14 protein-coding genes are annotated in these 18,833 nt (G+C 48.2%); 13 read left to right on the top strand and 1 reads right to left on the bottom strand.

Annotated features, from left to right (window positions below; genetic code table 11):
- The first annotated feature begins 80 nt into the window (after positions 1-80).
- The 9 genes from MKX75_RS14285 (at position 81) to MKX75_RS14325 (ending at position 13,366) form a co-directional block, all read left to right on the top strand.
- Complete coding sequence (locus MKX75_RS14285; RefSeq protein WP_339170165.1) at positions 81-2,978, top strand: extracellular solute-binding protein; 2,898 nt, start codon at positions 81-83, stop codon at positions 2,976-2,978.
- A 19-nt stretch (positions 2,979-2,997) separates the two neighbouring features.
- A complete protein-coding gene (locus MKX75_RS14290) occupies positions 2,998-3,954 on the top strand; it encodes a sugar ABC transporter permease (protein WP_339170166.1) in 957 nt (318 codons plus the stop codon).
- Between the two features lie 2 nt (positions 3,955-3,956).
- A complete protein-coding gene (locus MKX75_RS14295) occupies positions 3,957-4,832 on the top strand; it encodes a carbohydrate ABC transporter permease (protein WP_339170167.1) in 876 nt (291 codons plus the stop codon).
- A gap of 15 nt (positions 4,833-4,847) precedes the next feature.
- Positions 4,848-6,311 carry an NHL repeat-containing protein gene (locus MKX75_RS14300; RefSeq protein ID WP_076331157.1) on the top strand — a complete coding sequence of 488 codons (1,464 nt, stop codon included), beginning with the start codon at positions 4,848-4,850 and terminating at the stop codon, positions 6,309-6,311.
- The gene (locus MKX75_RS14305) at positions 6,295-6,930 is read left to right on the top strand and encodes a YIP1 family protein (RefSeq protein WP_339170168.1); all 636 of its coding nucleotides are present in this window, start codon (positions 6,295-6,297) and stop codon (positions 6,928-6,930) included. The genes MKX75_RS14300 and MKX75_RS14305 overlap by 17 nt, the downstream gene beginning before the upstream one ends.
- Before the next feature lie 17 nt (positions 6,931-6,947).
- Positions 6,948-9,524 carry a DUF5696 domain-containing protein gene (locus MKX75_RS14310; RefSeq protein ID WP_339170170.1) on the top strand — a complete coding sequence of 859 codons (2,577 nt, stop codon included), beginning with the start codon at positions 6,948-6,950 and terminating at the stop codon, positions 9,522-9,524.
- A gap of 53 nt (positions 9,525-9,577) precedes the next feature.
- On the top strand, positions 9,578-10,423 hold the full coding sequence (locus MKX75_RS14315; RefSeq protein ID WP_339170171.1) for a sugar ABC transporter permease: 846 nt from the start codon (positions 9,578-9,580) through the stop codon (positions 10,421-10,423).
- Between the two features lie 17 nt (positions 10,424-10,440).
- Positions 10,441-11,388 carry a carbohydrate ABC transporter permease gene (locus MKX75_RS14320; RefSeq protein ID WP_339170173.1) on the top strand — a complete coding sequence of 316 codons (948 nt, stop codon included), beginning with the start codon at positions 10,441-10,443 and terminating at the stop codon, positions 11,386-11,388.
- Between the two features lie 274 nt (positions 11,389-11,662).
- Positions 11,663-13,366, top strand: coding sequence for an RICIN domain-containing protein (locus MKX75_RS14325; protein WP_076331161.1), 1,704 nt, complete (start codon positions 11,663-11,665; stop codon positions 13,364-13,366).
- Between the two features lie 89 nt (positions 13,367-13,455).
- Here the strand turns inward: MKX75_RS14325 and MKX75_RS14330 are convergent, their stop codons facing one another.
- Positions 13,456-14,598, bottom strand: a complete 1,143-nt coding sequence (locus tag MKX75_RS14330; protein WP_339170175.1) for a glycosyl hydrolase family 8 — start codon at positions 14,596-14,598, stop codon at positions 13,456-13,458.
- 290 nt (positions 14,599-14,888) lie between these two features.
- Here MKX75_RS14330 and MKX75_RS14335 point away from each other — a divergent pair, with 290 nt between their 5' ends.
- The 4 genes from MKX75_RS14335 to MKX75_RS14350 all read left to right on the top strand — a co-directional run bounded on the left by MKX75_RS14335 (position 14,889) and on the right by MKX75_RS14350 (position 18,678).
- Positions 14,889-16,172, top strand: a complete 1,284-nt coding sequence (locus MKX75_RS14335) for an SGNH/GDSL hydrolase family protein (protein WP_339170177.1) — start codon at positions 14,889-14,891, stop codon at positions 16,170-16,172.
- Positions 16,173-16,220: 48 nt separating this feature from the next.
- Complete coding sequence (locus MKX75_RS14340; protein WP_339170178.1) at positions 16,221-16,994, top strand: alpha/beta hydrolase-fold protein; 774 nt, start codon at positions 16,221-16,223, stop codon at positions 16,992-16,994.
- A 70-nt stretch (positions 16,995-17,064) separates the two neighbouring features.
- The gene (locus MKX75_RS14345; RefSeq protein WP_062834426.1) at positions 17,065-17,700 is read left to right on the top strand and encodes a glycoside hydrolase family 11 protein; all 636 of its coding nucleotides are present in this window, start codon (positions 17,065-17,067) and stop codon (positions 17,698-17,700) included.
- Positions 17,701-17,838: 138 nt separating this feature from the next.
- Positions 17,839-18,678 (top strand): SUMF1/EgtB/PvdO family nonheme iron enzyme, encoded by an 840-nt coding sequence (locus MKX75_RS14350; protein ID WP_339170179.1) that lies wholly within the window; start codon positions 17,839-17,841, stop codon positions 18,676-18,678.
- Positions 18,679-18,833: the final 155 nt, after the last annotated feature.

The raw sequence follows: 18,833 nt of genomic DNA on the forward strand, positions 1-18,833 counted from the left end.
ACCAGTGAAGGTGTGGTCTGTCCGGGTTAGTCAATCGTCCAGTTCTCGCAACACTTAGAGGAAAGGGGATACATTCAAACATGCGGTCACGTAAGAAAAAGGGACTAATCCTGGTGCTTGTCCTGGCCTTGGTGCTCTCCATATGGACACTATATCCATCGCGGGATCGTAATCCGGGAACGGTACATGCGCTTGAGGACTTTGAGGCGGTATCGGGGACCGAGGATTCATTCAGTTATGAGCATTATCTGACTGCTCATGACAATACGGCCAAACCGGATGAAATTGTACGCATCGAAGGTGAATCTTATGTTCAGGCAGAGGATGGGGAATTTGAGGTTGTGCAAGGGTACGCCGGATTAGACGGAAGTGCCGTAATTACGCCGGAAACCGGAACCATTCGCTGGGATGTTCCCGTTCGAGTGAGCGGTTTGTACAACATTCGCATTCACTATTATCCCGTAGAAGGCAAAAGCTCCGGTATCGAACGCAGGCTTGAGCTTAACGGTAAGGTCCCGTTCAGAGGGGCCGATATTCTTCTGTTTGACAGGGTATGGGGGAATCGCGAGGATAACGTCCGACAGGACGATCGTGGCAATGATCTCAGACCAAGACAAGTGGAACAGCCCGAATGGCAGCTGACTTCCTTCAAGGACAGCGCAGGGTACTTCGAGGAACCGTTTCAGTTTTATTTTGACAAAGGGACTCAGCAATTATCGCTTACTTCATTAAGAGAGAGTATGGCAATTGATTATATCGAGTTGTACCAGGAAGATGAAGTGCCGTCCTATGCAGAGCTGGAGCAGACCTATGCCTCACTCGGCTTGAAACAAGCCGCTCCTGTCATATTGAAAGTGCAGGGGGAGGAGGCTGTTAGCAAGTCATCTCCTACACTGGCACCGATCTCGGACCGATCAAGCCCTTCACTGGAGCCTTATAATGTATCAAAAATTCGGATGAACGCCATCGGGGGCATTAACTGGAAACTGCCGGGCGAATGGATTGAATGGGAAATTGACGTGCCTGAAGACGGACTGTATCAACTGGCGCTTAAGGTGAAGCAGGATCAATTGCGTGGCATCTATGCCACCCGCAGTCTGACGATTAACGGCGAAGTTCCGTTTAAGGAACTGAAACGCATTCGATTTAACTACAGCCCGGCTTGGCAAACTCAGGTGTTGGGTTCGGGAGAAGATCAGCCATATCAGTTTCATCTGGAAAAAGGAAAACATCGAATCCGAATGACGGTTACACTTGGCGACATCGCTCCGCTGCTGCGGACCGTGGAATCCAGCGTGCTGGAACTGAATGAGATGTATCGCAAAATATTAATGATCACCTCCAACAGTCCGGATCCACTACGGGATTACCAGCTGGAACAGCGTATTCCAGAGATGACGGAGGTGTTTGAACGACAAGCTGACACCTTGCGTTCCGTTGCAGATTACCTGGAAAAGGCCACAGGTGAGCAAAGTGACAAAGTGGCCGTACTTCACGCTATGGTGTTGCAGCTTGGAGATATGGCGGCCAGACCAGAGACGGTTCCCAAACGGCTGGATACGTTCAAAATTAACGTAGGCGGTCTCGGCACATGGATTCTATCGGTACGTGAACAGCCGATTACGTTGGATTACCTTGTCGTATCTCCGCCGGGTGAATCACTGCCAAAAGCGGAAGCGAGCACCGTCCAGCAGGTGAAGCACGAACTGGGTGCATATGTTGCCTCGTATACCGAAGATTACGACAGTATTGGCAACGTGGAACAAAAGAAAGATGCCATCACCGTATGGATCACAACCGGACGAGATCAGGCCCAAGTACTGAAAGGTATGATCGACGATTCATTTACCCCGGATACGGATGTGTCCGTGCAGTTACGTCTCGTTCCGCCTAATATTTTGCTGCCCGCAACACTCTCGGGGGAAGGACCGGATGTTGCCATGCAGATGGGCGAAGACATTCCGGTGAACTATGCGATGAGGAATGCTACAGCGGATCTGAGCCAGTTCCCCGATTTCGAGGAAATTTCGGGTAGGTTCCGTGAAAGCGGATTGACGCCTTACCGCTACAACGACGGGGTATATGCCCTTCCGGAGCAGCAACATTTTCCAATGCTCTTTTACCGCAAAGATATTCTGAATGAACTGGGCCTCGAACCGCCGAAAACGTGGCAAGACGTATATAACGCCATCGCCGTGCTGCAGAAGCATAACATGGAGTTTTATCTGCCGATTGAAGATACGCTGAACAATGCCAACCTGGTTCCGAATTCAACCTTTGCGATGTTGTTATATCAGAATGACGGAACGTTCTACACCGAAGACCAGAAGAAAAGTGCACTGGATTCGGAGATTTCAATGGACGCGTTCAAACGCTGGACGCAATTTTATACCAATTACAAGTTTCCGCTCAAAGCCGACTTTCCGAACCGCTTCCGTACCGGGGAAATGCCGATCGGGATTGCTGATTACACCACGTATAACATGCTGACGGTTATGGCTCCGGAAATCCGCAATCTCTGGGACTTTACGATTGTTCCGGGTACACAGCTTCCGGATGGCTCCATACGGCATGAAGTGGCCAGCGCTACGAGTGCGGTGATGATGCTCGAAAATGCCGACAACAAGGAAGCGGCGTGGAAGTTCATGAAGTGGTGGACGGATGAGCAGACCCAGATTGAATACGGTAGAGAAATGGAAGGTCTTATGGGAGCGGCTGCCCGTTACCCGACGGCCAATATCGAAGCCTTGAAGCAATTGCCTTGGCCTGTGAAGGATTATCAAAATCTGGAGAAACAATGGGAATGGGTGCAGGGAATCCCGCAGCTTCCGGGAGGTTATTTCACGGGACGACATCTGGACAACGCCTTCCGCAAGGTGGTCAATGCAAATGAAAATCCGCGTGAAGCCTTATCGGACTATGTGTTGTACATTGATGATGAAATTGAGTTAAAACGTAAGGAATTTAATCTGAAATAGAGGAAAGGGAGGGTAACGGTTGCAAGCTAAAATTACCAAGACAGCCGCCGCTCCTGCCGTCCATACCCGCCAGGTCGGCTGGTGGTCCCTATTGAAGCGGGATCTGTATCTCAGCAGGCATTATTATGTATTGATGGCACCGTTTATGCTGATTTTTTTCTTGTTTACGGTCATTCCGGTCGGCATTTCACTCGGGCTCAGCTTTTTTCACTTCAATATGCTGGAGCTGCCGCGATTTGTCGGCTGGCAGAACTATTCCCGGCTTTTTCTGAACGATGACGTATTTCTGATCGCGCTCAAAAACACACTGCTTTTTGCCGTAATAACAGGCCCTGTCAGTTATATAGCTTGCTTTTTGTTTGCGTGGATCATCAATGAGCTGTCTCCTAAAATTCGGGCGGTCATGACGCTGGTTTTCTATGCCCCATCCATATCGGGCAATGTTTTCTTCATCTGGTTGATCATCTTCTCGGGTGACAGCTACGGGTATATGAATGGCTTCCTGATGCGCCTTGGCGTCGTACTGGAACCGATCCAATGGCTCGCAGACGAGAAGTATGTACTGGCAATCGTCATTATTGTACAGCTGTGGCTGAGCCTCGGAACCAGCTTCCTGGCCTTTATTGCAGGACTGCAAACCATTGATCGTTCTCTGGTTGAAGCAGGAACCGTAGACGGGATCAAAAACCGCTGGCAGGAGCTCTGGTACATCACCTTGCCTTCGATGAGACCGCAGCTGATGTTTGGTGCGGTAATGCAGATTACTGCTTCCTTCGCCGTAGCTGAGATCTCCATCGCACTGGCAGGTTTCCCGAGCGTAAACTATGCGGCACACACAGTTGTCACGCATCTGATGGATTTCGGAACCATTCGTTTCGAGATGGGGTATGCCTCGGCCATTGCAACGGTCCTGTTTGCCCTGATGCTGGGTACAAACGTTCTCACGCAAAAAATGCTTAGAAAGATAGGTGAATGACGATGACCAGCAAAGTACGTGCCGTGTTTGGCATGCCAAAAAGGCTTAATCGGTCATTTACCGTCAGCCTGATGTTATTTGCATTGCTGGGCGTGTTCGGCTCCTTTATGGTGCTTCCGCTCATCTATGCTTTCAACAATGCATTCAAGCCGCTGGATGAGCTGTTTATTTTCCCGCCGCGCTTCTGGGTGAACAATCCGACAACGGAGAATTTTGCCGATCTGATCAACCTCATGGGTAATTCGTGGGTACCGTTATCCCGCTATATTGCCAACACATTGCTCATTACGATACTTGGCACAGCGGGGCATATCCTGCTTGCATCTGCAGCGGCTTATCCGCTGGCGAAATATCGTTTTCCGGGTTCCAAAGTGTTGTTCACCATTGTCATTCTGTCCCTGATGTTCTCGCCGCATGTTACGGCGATTCCCAACTACATGGTCATGTCCTGGCTTGGCTGGATTAACACTCATGCGTCCATTATTGTGCCATCACTTGCGTTCTCGCTGGGACTTTTCCTGATGAAACAGTTCATGGAGCAGATTCCTGATGCTTTGCTGGAGGCAGCCAAAATCGACGGGGCCAATGAATACCGGATATTCTGGAGCATCGTGATGCCTAATGTAAAACCGGCATGGCTCACACTCATGATCCTGCAGTTTCCAGCTTTATGGGGAACGGATGGCGGGAGCTTCATTTACAGTGAAAATCTCAAAACGCTGCATTATGCGCTCAGTCAGATTGTGCAGGGAGGGATTGCAAGAGCCGGTGTAGGTGCGGCTGTTGCCTTGCTGCTGATGATTGTACCGATCACCCTGTTTATCATCTCTCAGAGCAGTGTTATGCAGACGATGGCCACTTCGGGCATGAAAGAATAGAAAGGAGGCAGCGAGGTGCGGAGAAGCACATGGAAAAAACGTAAATCGATCATCATGGGCATGATCTGCCTCCTGTTGTTCGTTCAAGAGGCGCCCTATGTGAGTGCAGACGGTAAAACGGATGCGTATCATTATTCATTCTGGGGTGACGCAGTTCCGGCACCGGCGGCATATGAGGCAACAACCATTATCACCGGCAAGAAGCTGAACACAACTCCGATGAAAGAGCCAAGTGACATGCATGTTACCGCCAATCAGCACGTCTTTGTGCTCGACTCGGGCAATGGCCGCATCATTGAGATGGATCGCAACTTCAAGCTGGTACGGACGATTGATTCATTTGAGCAGGAAGGCAAGGAAGATCATTTTAAGAATCCACAGGGATTGTACGTCACGGAAAAGGGCCATCTGCTGGTCGCTGATTCGGATAATCACCGGGTCGTGCATCTGGATGAACAGGGGAAGCTGGTCAAGATCGTGTCTGAACCAAAATCGGATCTGTTAAAAGCAGACTTCCAGTTTAAACCGATGCGGATTGTTATGGACAAAGGGGAGCGTATCTACGTCATGGCCGAAGGCGTATTTGATGGATTCATGGAGTTCAGCGCCGATGGTACGTTCTCTTCCTTCATTGGAGCGAACAGAGTTCAGGTGGACCCGGTGGAGTATCTATGGAAACGGTTTGCAACACGGGAGCAGCGCAGTCAGATGGTGATGTTCACTCCAACGGAATTTACCAATCTGGATATGGATGAAGAGGGCTTTATCTACGCCACTAGCGGGGATCGCGGCAAAGATCCGGTCAAGAAGCTGAATGCCCAGGGTACAGACATTTTGCGTAGAGAAGGCTATCAGACTCCGCAGGGTGATTTGCTGTATACCCAGGAAGCAGGGCCATCCCGTCTGATTGATGTGGATGTGGGTGACAGTGACATGTATTCCGTACTGGATTCCAGCAAGGGCCGAATCTTCACCTACAATGGAGACGGATATCTGCTCCATATATATGGCGGCATCGGGAACCGGCTGGGCCAGTTTAATACACCTGTTGCCCTGGAACGTGCGGGAGACCGGATGTTAGTTCTGGATAAAGCGCTGGGAGAAATCACCGTCTTTCAAACAACGGAATACGGACGTACACTCCACGAAGCGGTGCGCAGCTACTATAACGGTGATGAAGATCAATCTTCGGTGCTGTTTGCCCAAGCTGCTGAAATGAACGCTAACTTGGAATACGCGTATGCGGGAATTGGCAAAGCATTGCTTCGTCAGAAGGAATATGCCGAGTCTGCGAAATATTTCAAGCGCAGCATGGAGCCCAAAGGGTATTCCAAAGCTTTTCTTTTGTACCGCAAAGAGCTGATGCGTGAGCATTTTTCATGGATGATGTCCGGTATATTCCTGGCTGTCGCTGCGATTGTCACCGTCATCATCGTTCGCAGGCAGAAAAGGAGGACTACGAATGCAGGCATCAAGTAAGGAACTATACCAGTACCCGCTGCACCTGATATTTCATCCGTTTGACGGATACTGGGAATTGAAATATGAACGGAACCAGAGAAACTCACTGCTGATTGCTTTCATGATCCTGGTGCTTCTGGTCATCACCAAAATTTTGCATGCCCAATACAGCGGTTTTCTCATTAATCTCAGTAATCCAAAGTACCTGAACAGTTTGCTCGAAATGTTATATGTCATTATACCGGTACTGTTTTGGTGTGTGGCTAACTGGTCGTTAACCACATTGATGGACGGGGAAGGCAAGTTCTCCGAAATTTTCATGTCAACGTGTTTTGCACTGGTACCGTTGTTCCTCATTCATTTTCCATGGATCTGGCTGAGTCTTGTGATCTCTGCGCAGGAAACTGCCTTTTATTATTTCTCCAATGCACTCGCCGTTGCGTGGACGGTATATCTGTTATTTGTGGGGAACATGACGGTTCATCAGTATACACCAGCCAAAACGGTGCTCACGATGCTGCTGACACTTGTAGCGATGGCGTTTATGGCATTTCTGTGCCTGTTATTCTTCAGTCTTGTACAGCAGATTGTATCGTTTGTCGTAACCATCTATCAGGAATTAGTACTTCGGGGCTAAGGGAGGAGGAATTTGTTATGAAATATGCCGTAGCCAAAAAAATAACAGGAATGCTGCTCGCGAGCAGTCTGCTTCTTGGTGGTTGTCAATTCTCGCCAACACCGCTCGCTCACGAGACAGTGACTGCTGCAGATCAGACGGACTTTCCTTCCCTGCCTCCCGGAGAGAAACTGAAATCATCGTTCAGCGATGTCCGCCTTCCCGGCATGGTAGGCATTGCGCAGAATGCTGCGCTGCAGTTGTTCATTAACGAAGAGACTGCCGAGATTGCAGTGATTCACACGCAGAGCGGCCAGATCTGGCGCAGCAATCCTGCAGATCGTGAGCAGGATGGGGTTGCAGCCGGGATAAACAAAGACCTTTTGTCATCACAAACAAAGCTCAGCTTCTTCAACAGCCTCGGACAGAGCAGCACCGTGAATTCCTTCACGGATAGTGTTGCACACAAGCAGATAAGCTACGAGGTGCTGCCAAGCGGCGTGCGGGTCCGCTACCAGTTTGGAAGCACTGAGCGATCTATAGAAGACTTGCCGATGAAGATCAGCAAGGAGCGATTTGAACAAAAGCTGCTTGCACAGCTAGACAAAGCCGGGCAACGGGCCTTGAAGGTCGGCTATGCGGAAGACAAGGATGAAGGCGCTTACGTCCGGATTGATAAGGCGATGCAAGGATTACAGTTGTCCCGGGCCTTGAAGGCTTTTGACACAGCGGGTTACACACCAGAGGATCTGGTTCAGGATCATGCTGAGTTCGGCATTGAAGAGGAACGAAGTGGACCACGGCTGTTTATGCTTACGATGGAATATGAGCTGGATGGAGAGGATCTGCTTGTACGTGTTCCGTCCTCGGGCATTCATTTTCCGGAGGAATATCCGATCAACAGCATATCTGTAATGGAATATTTCGGGGCCGGGGGTTCAGATGAAGAGGGCTCCATACTGGTGCCGGACGGTTCGGGAGCGCTGATCCATTTTAACAATGGCAAGCTGCAGTATCCTGCCTATCAACAAGACATATACGGACCGGATATGACCATGAAACTGCGCGAAGCAAGTTCGAATGAAGCCAGAGCCAGGTTGCCGGTATTTGGACTGATTCGGAAAGAGGGAGCTTTCCTGGGCATTATTGAAGAAGGGGATGCCGTTGCCGTTGTGAATGCCGATATCAGCGGCAAACTGAACAGTTACAACAACGTATATCCAAGCTTCTATGTGGTTAACAAGAGCGATGTGACGCTTCAGGCAAGTGATATGGTTCGTACACTTCCGAAATTCCAGAAGAAACCGACCGCGTCCGACTTCGTCGTTCGATATGCTTTTGTGGGGGCGGATAAGGCCTCGTACTCAGGGCTTGCATCTCTCTATCGGGATTATCTGGTGCAAAACGGCGGACTTCCCGAGCTGAATGCCAGCAAGGAGCAGAGTAACGTTCCCTTTTATCTGCAACTGTTCGGTGGCATGACAACAAGGCAGCATATGCTTGGCATACCGTATGATTCAACGGAGGCTTTGACCACGTTTGATGAAGCCAAAAACATTCTCTCCGCCTTGACGGAGAAGAAGGTATCCAATATTCAGGTGCGCTATGCGGGATGGCTTAACGGCGGACTTCATCATCGACTGCCGGATTCCATCCAAGTAGATGGCGCGGTAGGCGGGAAAAAGGGATTGCGGGATTTCAGCGCATACACACAAGAAGCGGGTATCGGCTTCTATCCCGACATCACTCTGCTGAATGTGCAATCCAAAAAAGGGTTTAAACCGTCCAAAGAAGCTTCACGCACATTAACTCAGGAACCGGCGGTCTTATATCCGATGAACCAGGCCATCCAGCGGCGGGACCGGGATCGATCACCATCCTATGTGCTTTCGCCCAACATGCTGGAGGACGTGACAGCAGACATGTTAGATGAGCTGAGGTCCCTTCAAAAGGACGGACTGTCGCTAAGCCTGAATGATCTGGCAGCTCAGTTAAACAGCGATATGAATCCGAAAAAGCTGGTGGACCGAACACAAGCGCTCGGCTCCGTGAAGAAGGCACTTGAACAGATCGGGCAGCAGGCTGGCTCGCTTGTTGCTGAAGGCGGGAATGCTTATGCTCTGCCGTATGTAACAGGTCTGACAGATGCGCCGATGACCAGCAGTCGTTTCAAGCTGGAGGATGAAGAGATTCCGTTCTATCAGCTCGTTGTACACGGCAGCATCGGTTATACGGGGACGCCATACAATCTCTCCACATATACCAATGCAAGGCAATATGTGCTGAAGCTGATTGAATATGGAGCCAGTCCTTACTTTGCATGGTTCAATGCGCCAAACCATGTTGTGAAAGAAACGGATTATGATGATCTCTACGCGGCGAATTATGAACAGTGGATTGACCTGGCTGCCGAGATCTACAACGAGGTGAACCAGGTGAACCAACCGTTTGCCGGACGTTCCATGATATCTCATGAATCCCTGGAGGAGGGCGTCTTCCGGACAACATATGAAGGTGGCGGGTTCGTAATCGTCAATTATAACGACTTCCCTGTAGAAGTTGACAACGATACAGTGGAAGCCCAAAGCTATGTGACTGGTGGTGAGCAGCTCTGAAGACGCTCCTGAAATGGAAATGGGGAAGTCGTACGTATGCTCAGCAGAAAGCCATGTGGGGCGTAATCTACGTGCTTCCCTGGCTCATTGGTTTTGTGTTGTTTTTCTTCATCCCGCTGTTAGCCTCTCTGCGATACAGCATGAGTACAATTCAGGCTAACGCGGAAGGCATAGCCATTCAGTTCAACGGTGTTGCCAATTACATTCAGGCGCTGACCGTCAATACAAGCTTTAACCGTGCGTTAATTGAGGCGATCACAGACGTACTCATCAACGTACCACTTATCGTTATATTCAGTCTGTTCCTTGCCGTCATCCTGAATCAGAAGTTCAGGGGCCGGGCTGTAGCGCGGTCGATCTTTTTCCTGCCCGTTATTCTCGCATCGGGAGTAATTATGACGCTGGAGAGCACCAGCCTGATTGAAGCGGTTAATCAGAGCAGCACCGGTGGAAGTGCACTCGGGACATTTGAACTCGAAAATCTGATGGTTAACGCCGGAGTGAGCGATTGGATCGTCACGTATCTGAGCAGCGCCGTAGATCGGATCTATCAGATCGTCAGTCAATCCGGTGTACAGATTTTGATCTTTTTGGCAGGAATCCAGACGATTTCCCCTCAATTGTATGAGGCTTCGAAGATGGAAGGGGCGACGGGTTATGAAGCCTTTTGGAAAATTACGTTCCCAATGGTCAGCCCGCTTATTTTTGTCAATGCGATCTATACGATCATTGATTCGTTTGCCAATAACGCCATGACAGAACTGATCCGGGATACCGGATTCGTCAAATTTGATTTTGGATTAAGTTCTGCCATGGCATGGGTCTACTTTCTGGCCATTGCCATCATTCTGGTTATCGTAAACATCATTTTCTCGAAGCGAGTCTTCTATCAAGATTAGAAAGGAGGGTGTCCCACGTGACAACATCACGATTATTATCGCTGGAGCATTGGAAAGGCTGGCTGTGGGCCATGATCCGATTCGTTCTGATTACCGGGCTTTCCTTCGTTATCCTGTTTCCCATATTTCAGAAGGTTTCCACATCCATCAAAGCTAAAGGTGATCTGTATTCAGCAGTGGTGGTGTGGATTCCACAGAACTTCTCCATCGACAATTTCAAAGAGGCGATACGCGTAATGGATTACTGGGCAACGCTGTTTAATACGTTTGCCCTGTCTGCAACGACTACACTGCTGACTACAGCATCCTGTGCACTTGCAGGATACGGATTCGCCAGACTGAAATTTAGGGGAAGCAACTGGCTGTTTGCTGGTGTAATTCTGACGATTCTTGTACCGCCAACGACCATTCTCATTCCGGTATACCTGAATCTGAAAAGCTTTGACCTGATGGGGCTTATGACGCTTATAACCGGCAAACCTGTTAATTTGCTTAATACCTATTGGCCGTTTATTCTGACAGCGATTACGGCCAATTCACTTAAAGCCGGCTTGTACATCTTTATCTTCCGGCAATTCTTCAGAGGTATTCCGAAGGAAGTGGAGGAGGCGGCCTATGTAGACGGCGCGGGCATCGGACGAACATTTTCAAGAATCATGCTGCCTAATGCCATTCCGTCCATGGTAACAGTCATGCTGTTTTCCTTCGTATGGCAGTGGAACGACAGCTTTTATACGACAACTTATCTGACTTCAAGTAAAGTCATGTCAACCCAGTTATCGTCCCTTCCGTATAATCTGGCCCAGCAGGTTACTGACGGTGCAGCTTCCCAGGCCGATCCATTCTATCTGAGCATGATCCAGGATACAGGAATTCTTCTTGCCATTCTGCCTTTGATCGTCATCTATTTGTTTGTGCAACGATATTTCGTAGAGAGTGTAGAGCGTACGGGAATCGTCGGTTAAGTTAAGTTCTCCTGTTCACTCGAAGTGGTTCAGACATGGAAGAGGGAGGAGGAACTTCATGCAATATTCCATCTGTGAAAAGGGGGCATGCAACAATCTCATGAACGTCTGCTTACACCAGAACCGCGATCCTTCCCTACGCAGAATCCCCCTGCTGGTGTGGAACGGATTGCGGGAGCGGGCACCGACTGAGCGATATGTTTGATCAGAGATACTCTGACGGAGCTTACCTCGCAATATGGCAAGGCAATATATCAGATCAGGAGGAATTAAAGTGAAGAAGTTCATGACATCTTGTAAACTTGTACTCGTTCTGGCTTTATTGATCACAATTGCTCCATGGGGAGGCAGTCGCGCCGAAGCATGGGTGGGCATGCCGATGGGCAAGCTGCACGTAAACGGCAAAAACCTGGTGAACAGCAACAACCAGCCTGTGCTTCTGAACGGTTGGCATCAACCTTCAGGTGCCTACTGGACATATCAGGACAGCAATTATTATCTCAACCTGCACGGCAATAACCGTCATGCAGCTACACTGGCTTATCTGAAAGACATTACCGATACATTTGCGGACACCAGCCCGAAATATGGAAGCAATCATGGCTGGAATATGAATCAGGTACGTCTGTTCATCGATCGTCAGGACATGGGAGATGTGGCTGCTGGTACATATAACTTTGCCGGTGTGCAGACCGTTACGCAAAATGTAATTATTCCGTACATTCAATATGCCAAAACAAAAGGTGTCTATGTTGTCCTGGGACTGGACTTCACATTGAAGGATGATCAGGCAACAACACCTGCCAACCTGCAAAAATTCAACGAAATCTGGGGTTATCTCGCTTCACGCCCGGAGATCAAAAGTGCAGACAACGTTCACTTCGAACTGATCAACGAACCAGTGAAATCCTATGCCAATGGACATTGGGGTGGATACAACGGGGAAAATGACTTTGTGGATCACTGGAATGACTTGCGTAATTTCCAAAATTCCATGATTTCAACGATTCGCAGCAAAGGTGCGGACAATGTCATCTGGGCGGCAGGTCTGGGATACAACCAATTTTACAGCTTGACGGCAAGCCATCCATTGACTGATCCGCTCAATAACTATGGATATGCGGTTCACTGGTACCCTGGTTACGGCGCATATGACAACTTCTCTATCCTGCAAGACCAGTGGAATACCAACGTGAAGGCAGCCGCTGACAAGTATCCGATTAATATTACCGAGGTAACCTGGTTTAAAAACAAACCTGGCGATTCGGCCTATTGGAACTTGTTTAATGGCAGCAATGAAGGTTTTGGGACGAATACCAAAACAATCTTTAACGCAGCAGGCAATGTCAGCATTGCAGCTCATATGAACGGATTCATTCTAAGTGAAGGACCACGAAGCTCCTTTGCCGACCCAACGGCTGGACTGAAATGGGATGGAGATGCTTCACGGAGTGCCATGGGACGTTTCCTGTTCAACTGGTACCATGAACGTGCTCAGACTTACCCGGGCAGTGGAACAGGTGGACCAACAACAGGTCTTGTATCCGGTGCAACCTATAAAATTGTAGCCCGGCATTCCAACAAGGTTATTGATGTCCCAGGTGGTCAAAACGAAAACAATCTTCAGCTCCAGCAGTGGAGTGATCTGGGCGGCAACCCTCAGAAGTGGGTACTGACCTCGATCGGCAGCGGAAACTACACTTTGACAAGTGTGAACTCACCTGACAAAGTCATCGACATTCGCAACGGTACCAACACCAATGGGGAAGTGGTCCAGCTCATGGGCAATCTGAACACAACCGCTCAGCATTTCAAAGTGAATGACCTTGGAAACGGATACTGGAGTATCATCAACGTGAACAGCAACAAAGCGGTGGAGGTAACAGCGTCCTCGACGGCAGACGGAGCGAAATTGCAACAAAACGTTTTTACGAATGCAACGAACCAGCAATGGAAGTTTATTGCTGTTAACAACTAAATCAACAATAGAAAACGGACCCCATTCGCATGTTCTGCGAGTGGAGTCCGTTTTTGCGTTTAGAAATAGTCGTATACAGATCATTGATGTTAGTAAATACGATATCGGCCGCTCAGTGCGAGCATGCTGAAAAAATACAGGCAATTGTCGTAATAACGTCGCTCTCCCTGACGCAGAGGTGTGTTCCAGAACTTACGAACGAATGTGTCAGCATGTGGACCATCAGCAGCAAGTGAAGCCATGGCATTGGTAGCCAGCAAACCTACAGGATGCAGTGAAGCTTCGTTGAAGGGTTCACCTTCTATTGTATAACGACGATAATCGGACATTTCAATATCACTGAAGAAGGATTGAATCCGGTTGGATTGTTCGATCTGCCAGTGATCCTTGCGGAACCACTCCCAGTCCAGCGCAATATTGGCAGCAGTACGATATGCATCACTGTAAAAATGCCTGAAATCTCCATGTGGCTGTATTGGAGCCGGAGAGCCGTCATAGTTCGCGTATTCAGGTGAAAGTCCGGTTACGGGATGGCAAGCTGTATGCAGATAAGCCCGACTTGCTGCCGCCGCTTCATTCCAAAAAGCCTGATCAGCGTCATCCGCATATATAGCGAACAGTTCATAAAAATGAGGCAGATGGTAGGAGGGATCGCTAAACGGTGTCTCGGGTATGAATTTGATCAGTTTTGTTTCCGGGTCCCACATGGGGTCACCTTCGCCGTCTTCGCCCTGATGTATACAGGCACTAAGGATCTTGCGGGCTTGTGCCTTGTAATCATAAGGTTCAGCGCCATCGCCCCAGCGGTTGGAGGCAAAAAAAAGCGCCATGGCAAAGAACTCTTCACCGTCCGGCGCCGGTCCTTGCGACAAGCGTGTTCCGTCAGGCTTGCAATGCCAAGCGAAGTAATCTTTGTATCGACCCTCGGTATGCTGCATAAACGTGTGGGAGAAATTCCAGAGTCGGTCAAATTCTTCTTTTTTGTCCATTTGCACAGCCATCATCATGCCATAAGACATACCTTCAGAGCGAACATCGAAATTACCGGTATCCAGCAAATAGCCTTTGTCCTCATCCATGGGATAGTATATTCGAGTATTCTCATCGCCATAAAACAACTCTTTCCATGTGTCTTCCAATCTGGTGGTAATTTCATTCTCATCATAGCCTAATTCGAGAAACAGATTCGTATATGTACGCGTATGCAATGCATCCTGTCCCGTGATATTCATGGATACTCTCCTTCGTCAATGTGGTTTTCAAAAATTATAACATGGAAATAGTATACAAATTAAAGCGTTTACATGAAAAATTATAGGTGTTCGATTCGATGTGTTATGCTAGTCAACTTGAAATGATATAGTGGTAAAAATTCTATACTTTGCCAGGTTGTTGTAAAATTATGTAAGGGATACACTTTGGGAGAAGGATCACACCTGAACTAATCATAACGCAAGCTGTGATCCTTCACATGTTGTTCGAGAATGATCAGAATCTAGCGGAAAGGAGGTGACGGCGAGTTATGCTTCAGGATTCAGGAGACACAGGTGGGAACACGGAATTCACTGCACCGCGGGATCCAGTGGGAGTGACAGAGTCGATAGTCAAGCCTGATATTGACTTTGAATCACATGGATATCGCGATATGATTACCCGATCTCTTCTGAACAAAGGGAATAATGTCAGATTAAAACGAGCTATTGAGAAGGCAAAAAACGGCGAGCCTGTTGCGATGGCTTTCATTGGAGGTTCCATTACCCAAGGTGCTGGTTCGGCACCGATTCATCTCCAAAGTTACGCTTATCGGTCGTATGAGTCGTTCAAGTTTATGTTTGCGCTTTCAAAAGAGAGTCCGGTACATCTAATTAAAGCAGGTGTGGGTGGTACACCTTCAGAACTGGGGATTGTACGCTATGACCGGGATGTGCTACGGGAAGGTATCGTTCAGCCGGATATTGTGATTATCGAATTCGCAGTCAATGACGCAGACGATGAAACCCAAGGCAATTGTTACGAGAGTCTGGTGCTCAAAGCACTTGCTGCCGATAACAAGCCAGCGGTCATCTTGTTATTCAGTGTATTCGAAAATGACTGGAATCTTCAGGATCGTCTCGCTCCGGTGGGCTGGCACTATGACCTGCCAATGGTAAGTGTAAAGGACGCTGTCGTAGCTCAGTTCCACAAGACAAAAGGTGAGGGCAACGTTATTTCCAAAAAGCAATTTTTCCATGATATATATCATCCGACTAACTTGGGGCATCGGATCATGGCCGATAGTTTGGAATACTTGTTCGACGTGACGAATCGCTCTGAGTGGGACGAGCAAGATCATGATATTGAAAAAGCGCCGTTAATTGGAAATGACTTTGTGGATGTAAAGTTGTTGGATCGGAAAAACGGCAACGATATCGCCCGAATCGATGCAGGTTCTTTTGATAAAACGGATACGGATCTGCAGATGGCGGAGATGGATGCTCATGACTATGGTACACCCCAGTTCCCCAACAACTGGATGCGAACGGGAGAAGGAAACGATGCCCAGCGCAGCTTTAAGATAAGTTTGCGATGCAAACGACTTATCCTGGTCTTCAAGGACTCTGGTCACGACGAAGTTGGAACCGCACAGATCAGGATAGATGGGAAATTCGTCAAACAAGTCGATCCACGTCAGGTGAACTGGACCCATTGTCATGCCACACTCCTGCTTAACGAAGTGCATGTTGGAGAGCACTCCATTGAGATTGAAATGGCAGAAGGCCATGAACATAAATGCTTCACCATTTTGGGCTTTGGCTATGTGGATTAACTGAGGGTTGATAGTCACTCGTAGTGAAATGTTCGGAGAGAAAGGAGAATGACATTGATATCATCAGCACCAGCGGGATACGACCAATACCGGGAGAATATACCGCGCGGGGTAATGGAAATTATAGACTATCCTTCAACAACGGTGGGAAATTCGCGTAAAGCGATGGTGTACACTCCACCACAATACTCTTCTACCAATGCGTATCCTGTACTCTATCTGTTGCACGGTATTGGTGGAGACGAAGCCGAATGGCATAATCATGGATCTCCGCAAATTATTCTGGATAATCTGTGCAGCGATAATTTGCTTGAGCCGATGATTGTGGTCTTCCCTAACGGTCGTGCCATGGTTAATGATCGGGCGGAAGGAGACCTGTTTGCTCCTGAGAAAATCCAGGCATTTGAAAGATTTGAATCCGATCTGCTTCATGATTTAATACCTTACATCGAGTCCAACTATCCTGTGCACACAAGCCGGGACAAAAGGGCCATTGCCGGTTTATCTATGGGCGGAGGTCAGTCCTTGAATATTGGGCTAGGCAATCTCGACCATTTCGCCTGGGTCGGTGCTTTTTCCGCAGCTCCAAATACCAGAACACCAGAGGTTCTAGTTCCCGATCCATCGGAAGCCACGTCACTTCTCTCACTGTTATGGCTCTCTTGCGGTGATCAGGACAATCTCATCAACATCAGTCTCGGAGTTCATCAGTATCTCACCCAACACGGAGTGCCTCACATTTGGCATGAGGAAAGTGGAGGACATGACTGGCCCGTGTGGAAGAACGATCTGTATCTGTTGTCGCAACGTCTTTTCAAGTAAAACCGCCGGGGAATCTCATATCGGTTGGCGTTTCACCTAAATCTATTAAAATATCAGGAGGTACCATCCTATGTTCAAATTCAGCAAAAAATTAATGACTGTTGTTCTTGCAGCTTCCATGAGTTTTGGCGTCTTTGCAGCAACATCCAGCGCTGCAACAGATTATTGGCAAAATTGGACAGATGGCGGAGGTACGGTCAACGCCGTGAATGGATCGGGCGGGAATTACAGCGTGAATTGGCAGAATGTAGGTAACTTTGTGGTCGGGAAAGGGTGGACATCTGGCACGCCGAATCGTGTAGTCAATTACAATGCAGGTGTATTCTCTCCATCGGGTAACGGATACCTGACCTTCTATGGTTGGACCAGAAACGCTCTAATTGAATACTACGTGGTGGATAGCTGGGGAACGTATCGTCCAACCGGAACGTACAAGGGCTCTATGACTAGTGATGGCGGCACATACGACATCTATACAACGATGAGATACAATGCACCTTCCATTGATGGTACGCAGACCTTCCCTCAGTATTGGAGTGTTAGACAGTCCAAGAGACCGATTGGAGTCAACTCTACCATTACGTTCAGCAATCATGTGAATGCTTGGGCAAGCAAAGGGATGAACCTTGGAAATAGTTGGTCCTATCAGGTGATGGCGACGGAGGGTTATCAGAGCAGCGGAAGTGCTAACGTAACTGTTTGGTAAAAATGACGATCTGATGCAGATGAATGTCTGCATTTTCATTGGGAATTAATGTATTCCGGAAGCGTTGAGGACCGCTATTCACCAGACTAACGGCCCTCGACGTTCCTGAATTCAAGCTTAGCATAGGAGGATAGTCAAATGAGAAAGCTGGTATGGTTAACTTTAATCGCCATGGTTGTTAGTCTAAGTGCCTGTTCAGCGAGTAATTCTGAATTAAATGATGATATGGTATTCGTCGAAGAAGGAGCGTTCAAGAACAGTAAGTCAAGTCAAATTGAACGAAATGAAACGATGGATTCCTTCTATATTAGCAAATACGAAGTGACGCAACGAGAATGGATGGAGGTCATGGGGGAAAACCCGTCTGGCTTCAAGGGAGATGACCTGCCCGTTGAGATGGTGAGCTGGTATGATGCCGTGGAATACTGTAATCAAAAGAGCATCAAAGAGAACCTGAAACCTTATTACAATATAGACAAAGACACACAGGACAAGAATAATCACAATGAAAACGACAATATAAAATGGACCGTAACGATGAATGAGGATGCTAACGGCTACCGTTTACCAACAGAAGCAGAATGGGAGTACGCTGCAAGCGGAGGTCAAAAGAGCTTAGATTACACCTACAGTGGAAGTAATAATCCGGATGAAGTGGCTTGGTACTGGAAAAATGCTGGTGACACCGTACTGACTGGTGACTGGAGCTGGCCCGCTATTGAGAGCAATCGTAATCAAACCCAAAAGGTCGGTACTCAGAAGCCTAATGAGTTAGGAATCTATGATATGTCTGGAAACGTGAGAGAATGGTGCTGGGACTGGTACAGTGATTCAGAGAGTGCAGATCATTCTTGGCGAGTTGTAAAAGGCGGTGGTTGGATTGGCGGCGTCAATAACAATGAAATCTTATTCCGAGGTAAATTCGATGCGAATGGTTATGGTCCTGATCAAGGATTTCGAATCGTGCGTGGAGAATAACCTCCTTTTCCGAAAGGGGCAAGCCCACAGTTCAACCTATACTTCATCGGGTGAAAACCTATAATTCCTCAGGTTGTTGTGTGCAATTGTAAGCGTTACACTTGAATTGCATATGATGAACGTTGGGTTCTTCGAGTTGGGCGAGCAGACAACAA

It is taken from the genome of Paenibacillus sp. FSL R5-0341 (genome assembly GCF_037975235.1).
In the GTDB taxonomy this organism is placed as follows: domain Bacteria; phylum Bacillota; class Bacilli; order Paenibacillales; family Paenibacillaceae; genus Paenibacillus; species Paenibacillus amylolyticus_A.

What these genes read in the sequence shown, in the direction of transcription:
- MKX75_RS14285 (WP_339170165.1), top strand. Translation starts at nt 81, where the DNA reads ATGCGGTCACGTAAGAAAAAGGGACTAATCCTGGTGCTTGTCCTGGCC.
- MKX75_RS14295 (WP_339170167.1), top strand. Translation starts at nt 3,957, where the DNA reads ATGACCAGCAAAGTACGTGCCGTGTTTGGCATGCCAAAAAGGCTTAAT.
- MKX75_RS14305 (WP_339170168.1), top strand. Translation starts at nt 6,295, where the DNA reads ATGCAGGCATCAAGTAAGGAACTATACCAGTACCCGCTGCACCTGATA.
- MKX75_RS14310 (WP_339170170.1), top strand. Translation starts at nt 6,948, where the DNA reads ATGAAATATGCCGTAGCCAAAAAAATAACAGGAATGCTGCTCGCGAGC.
- MKX75_RS14315 (WP_339170171.1), top strand. Translation starts at nt 9,578, where the DNA reads ATGTGGGGCGTAATCTACGTGCTTCCCTGGCTCATTGGTTTTGTGTTG.
- MKX75_RS14330 (WP_339170175.1), bottom strand. Translation starts at nt 14,598, where the DNA reads ATGAATATCACGGGACAGGATGCATTGCATACGCGTACATATACGAAT.
- MKX75_RS14335 (WP_339170177.1), top strand. Translation starts at nt 14,889, where the DNA reads ATGCTTCAGGATTCAGGAGACACAGGTGGGAACACGGAATTCACTGCA.
- MKX75_RS14340 (WP_339170178.1), top strand. Translation starts at nt 16,221, where the DNA reads ATGACATTGATATCATCAGCACCAGCGGGATACGACCAATACCGGGAG.
- MKX75_RS14345 (WP_062834426.1), top strand. Translation starts at nt 17,065, where the DNA reads ATGTTCAAATTCAGCAAAAAATTAATGACTGTTGTTCTTGCAGCTTCC.
- MKX75_RS14350 (WP_339170179.1), top strand. Translation starts at nt 17,839, where the DNA reads ATGAGAAAGCTGGTATGGTTAACTTTAATCGCCATGGTTGTTAGTCTA.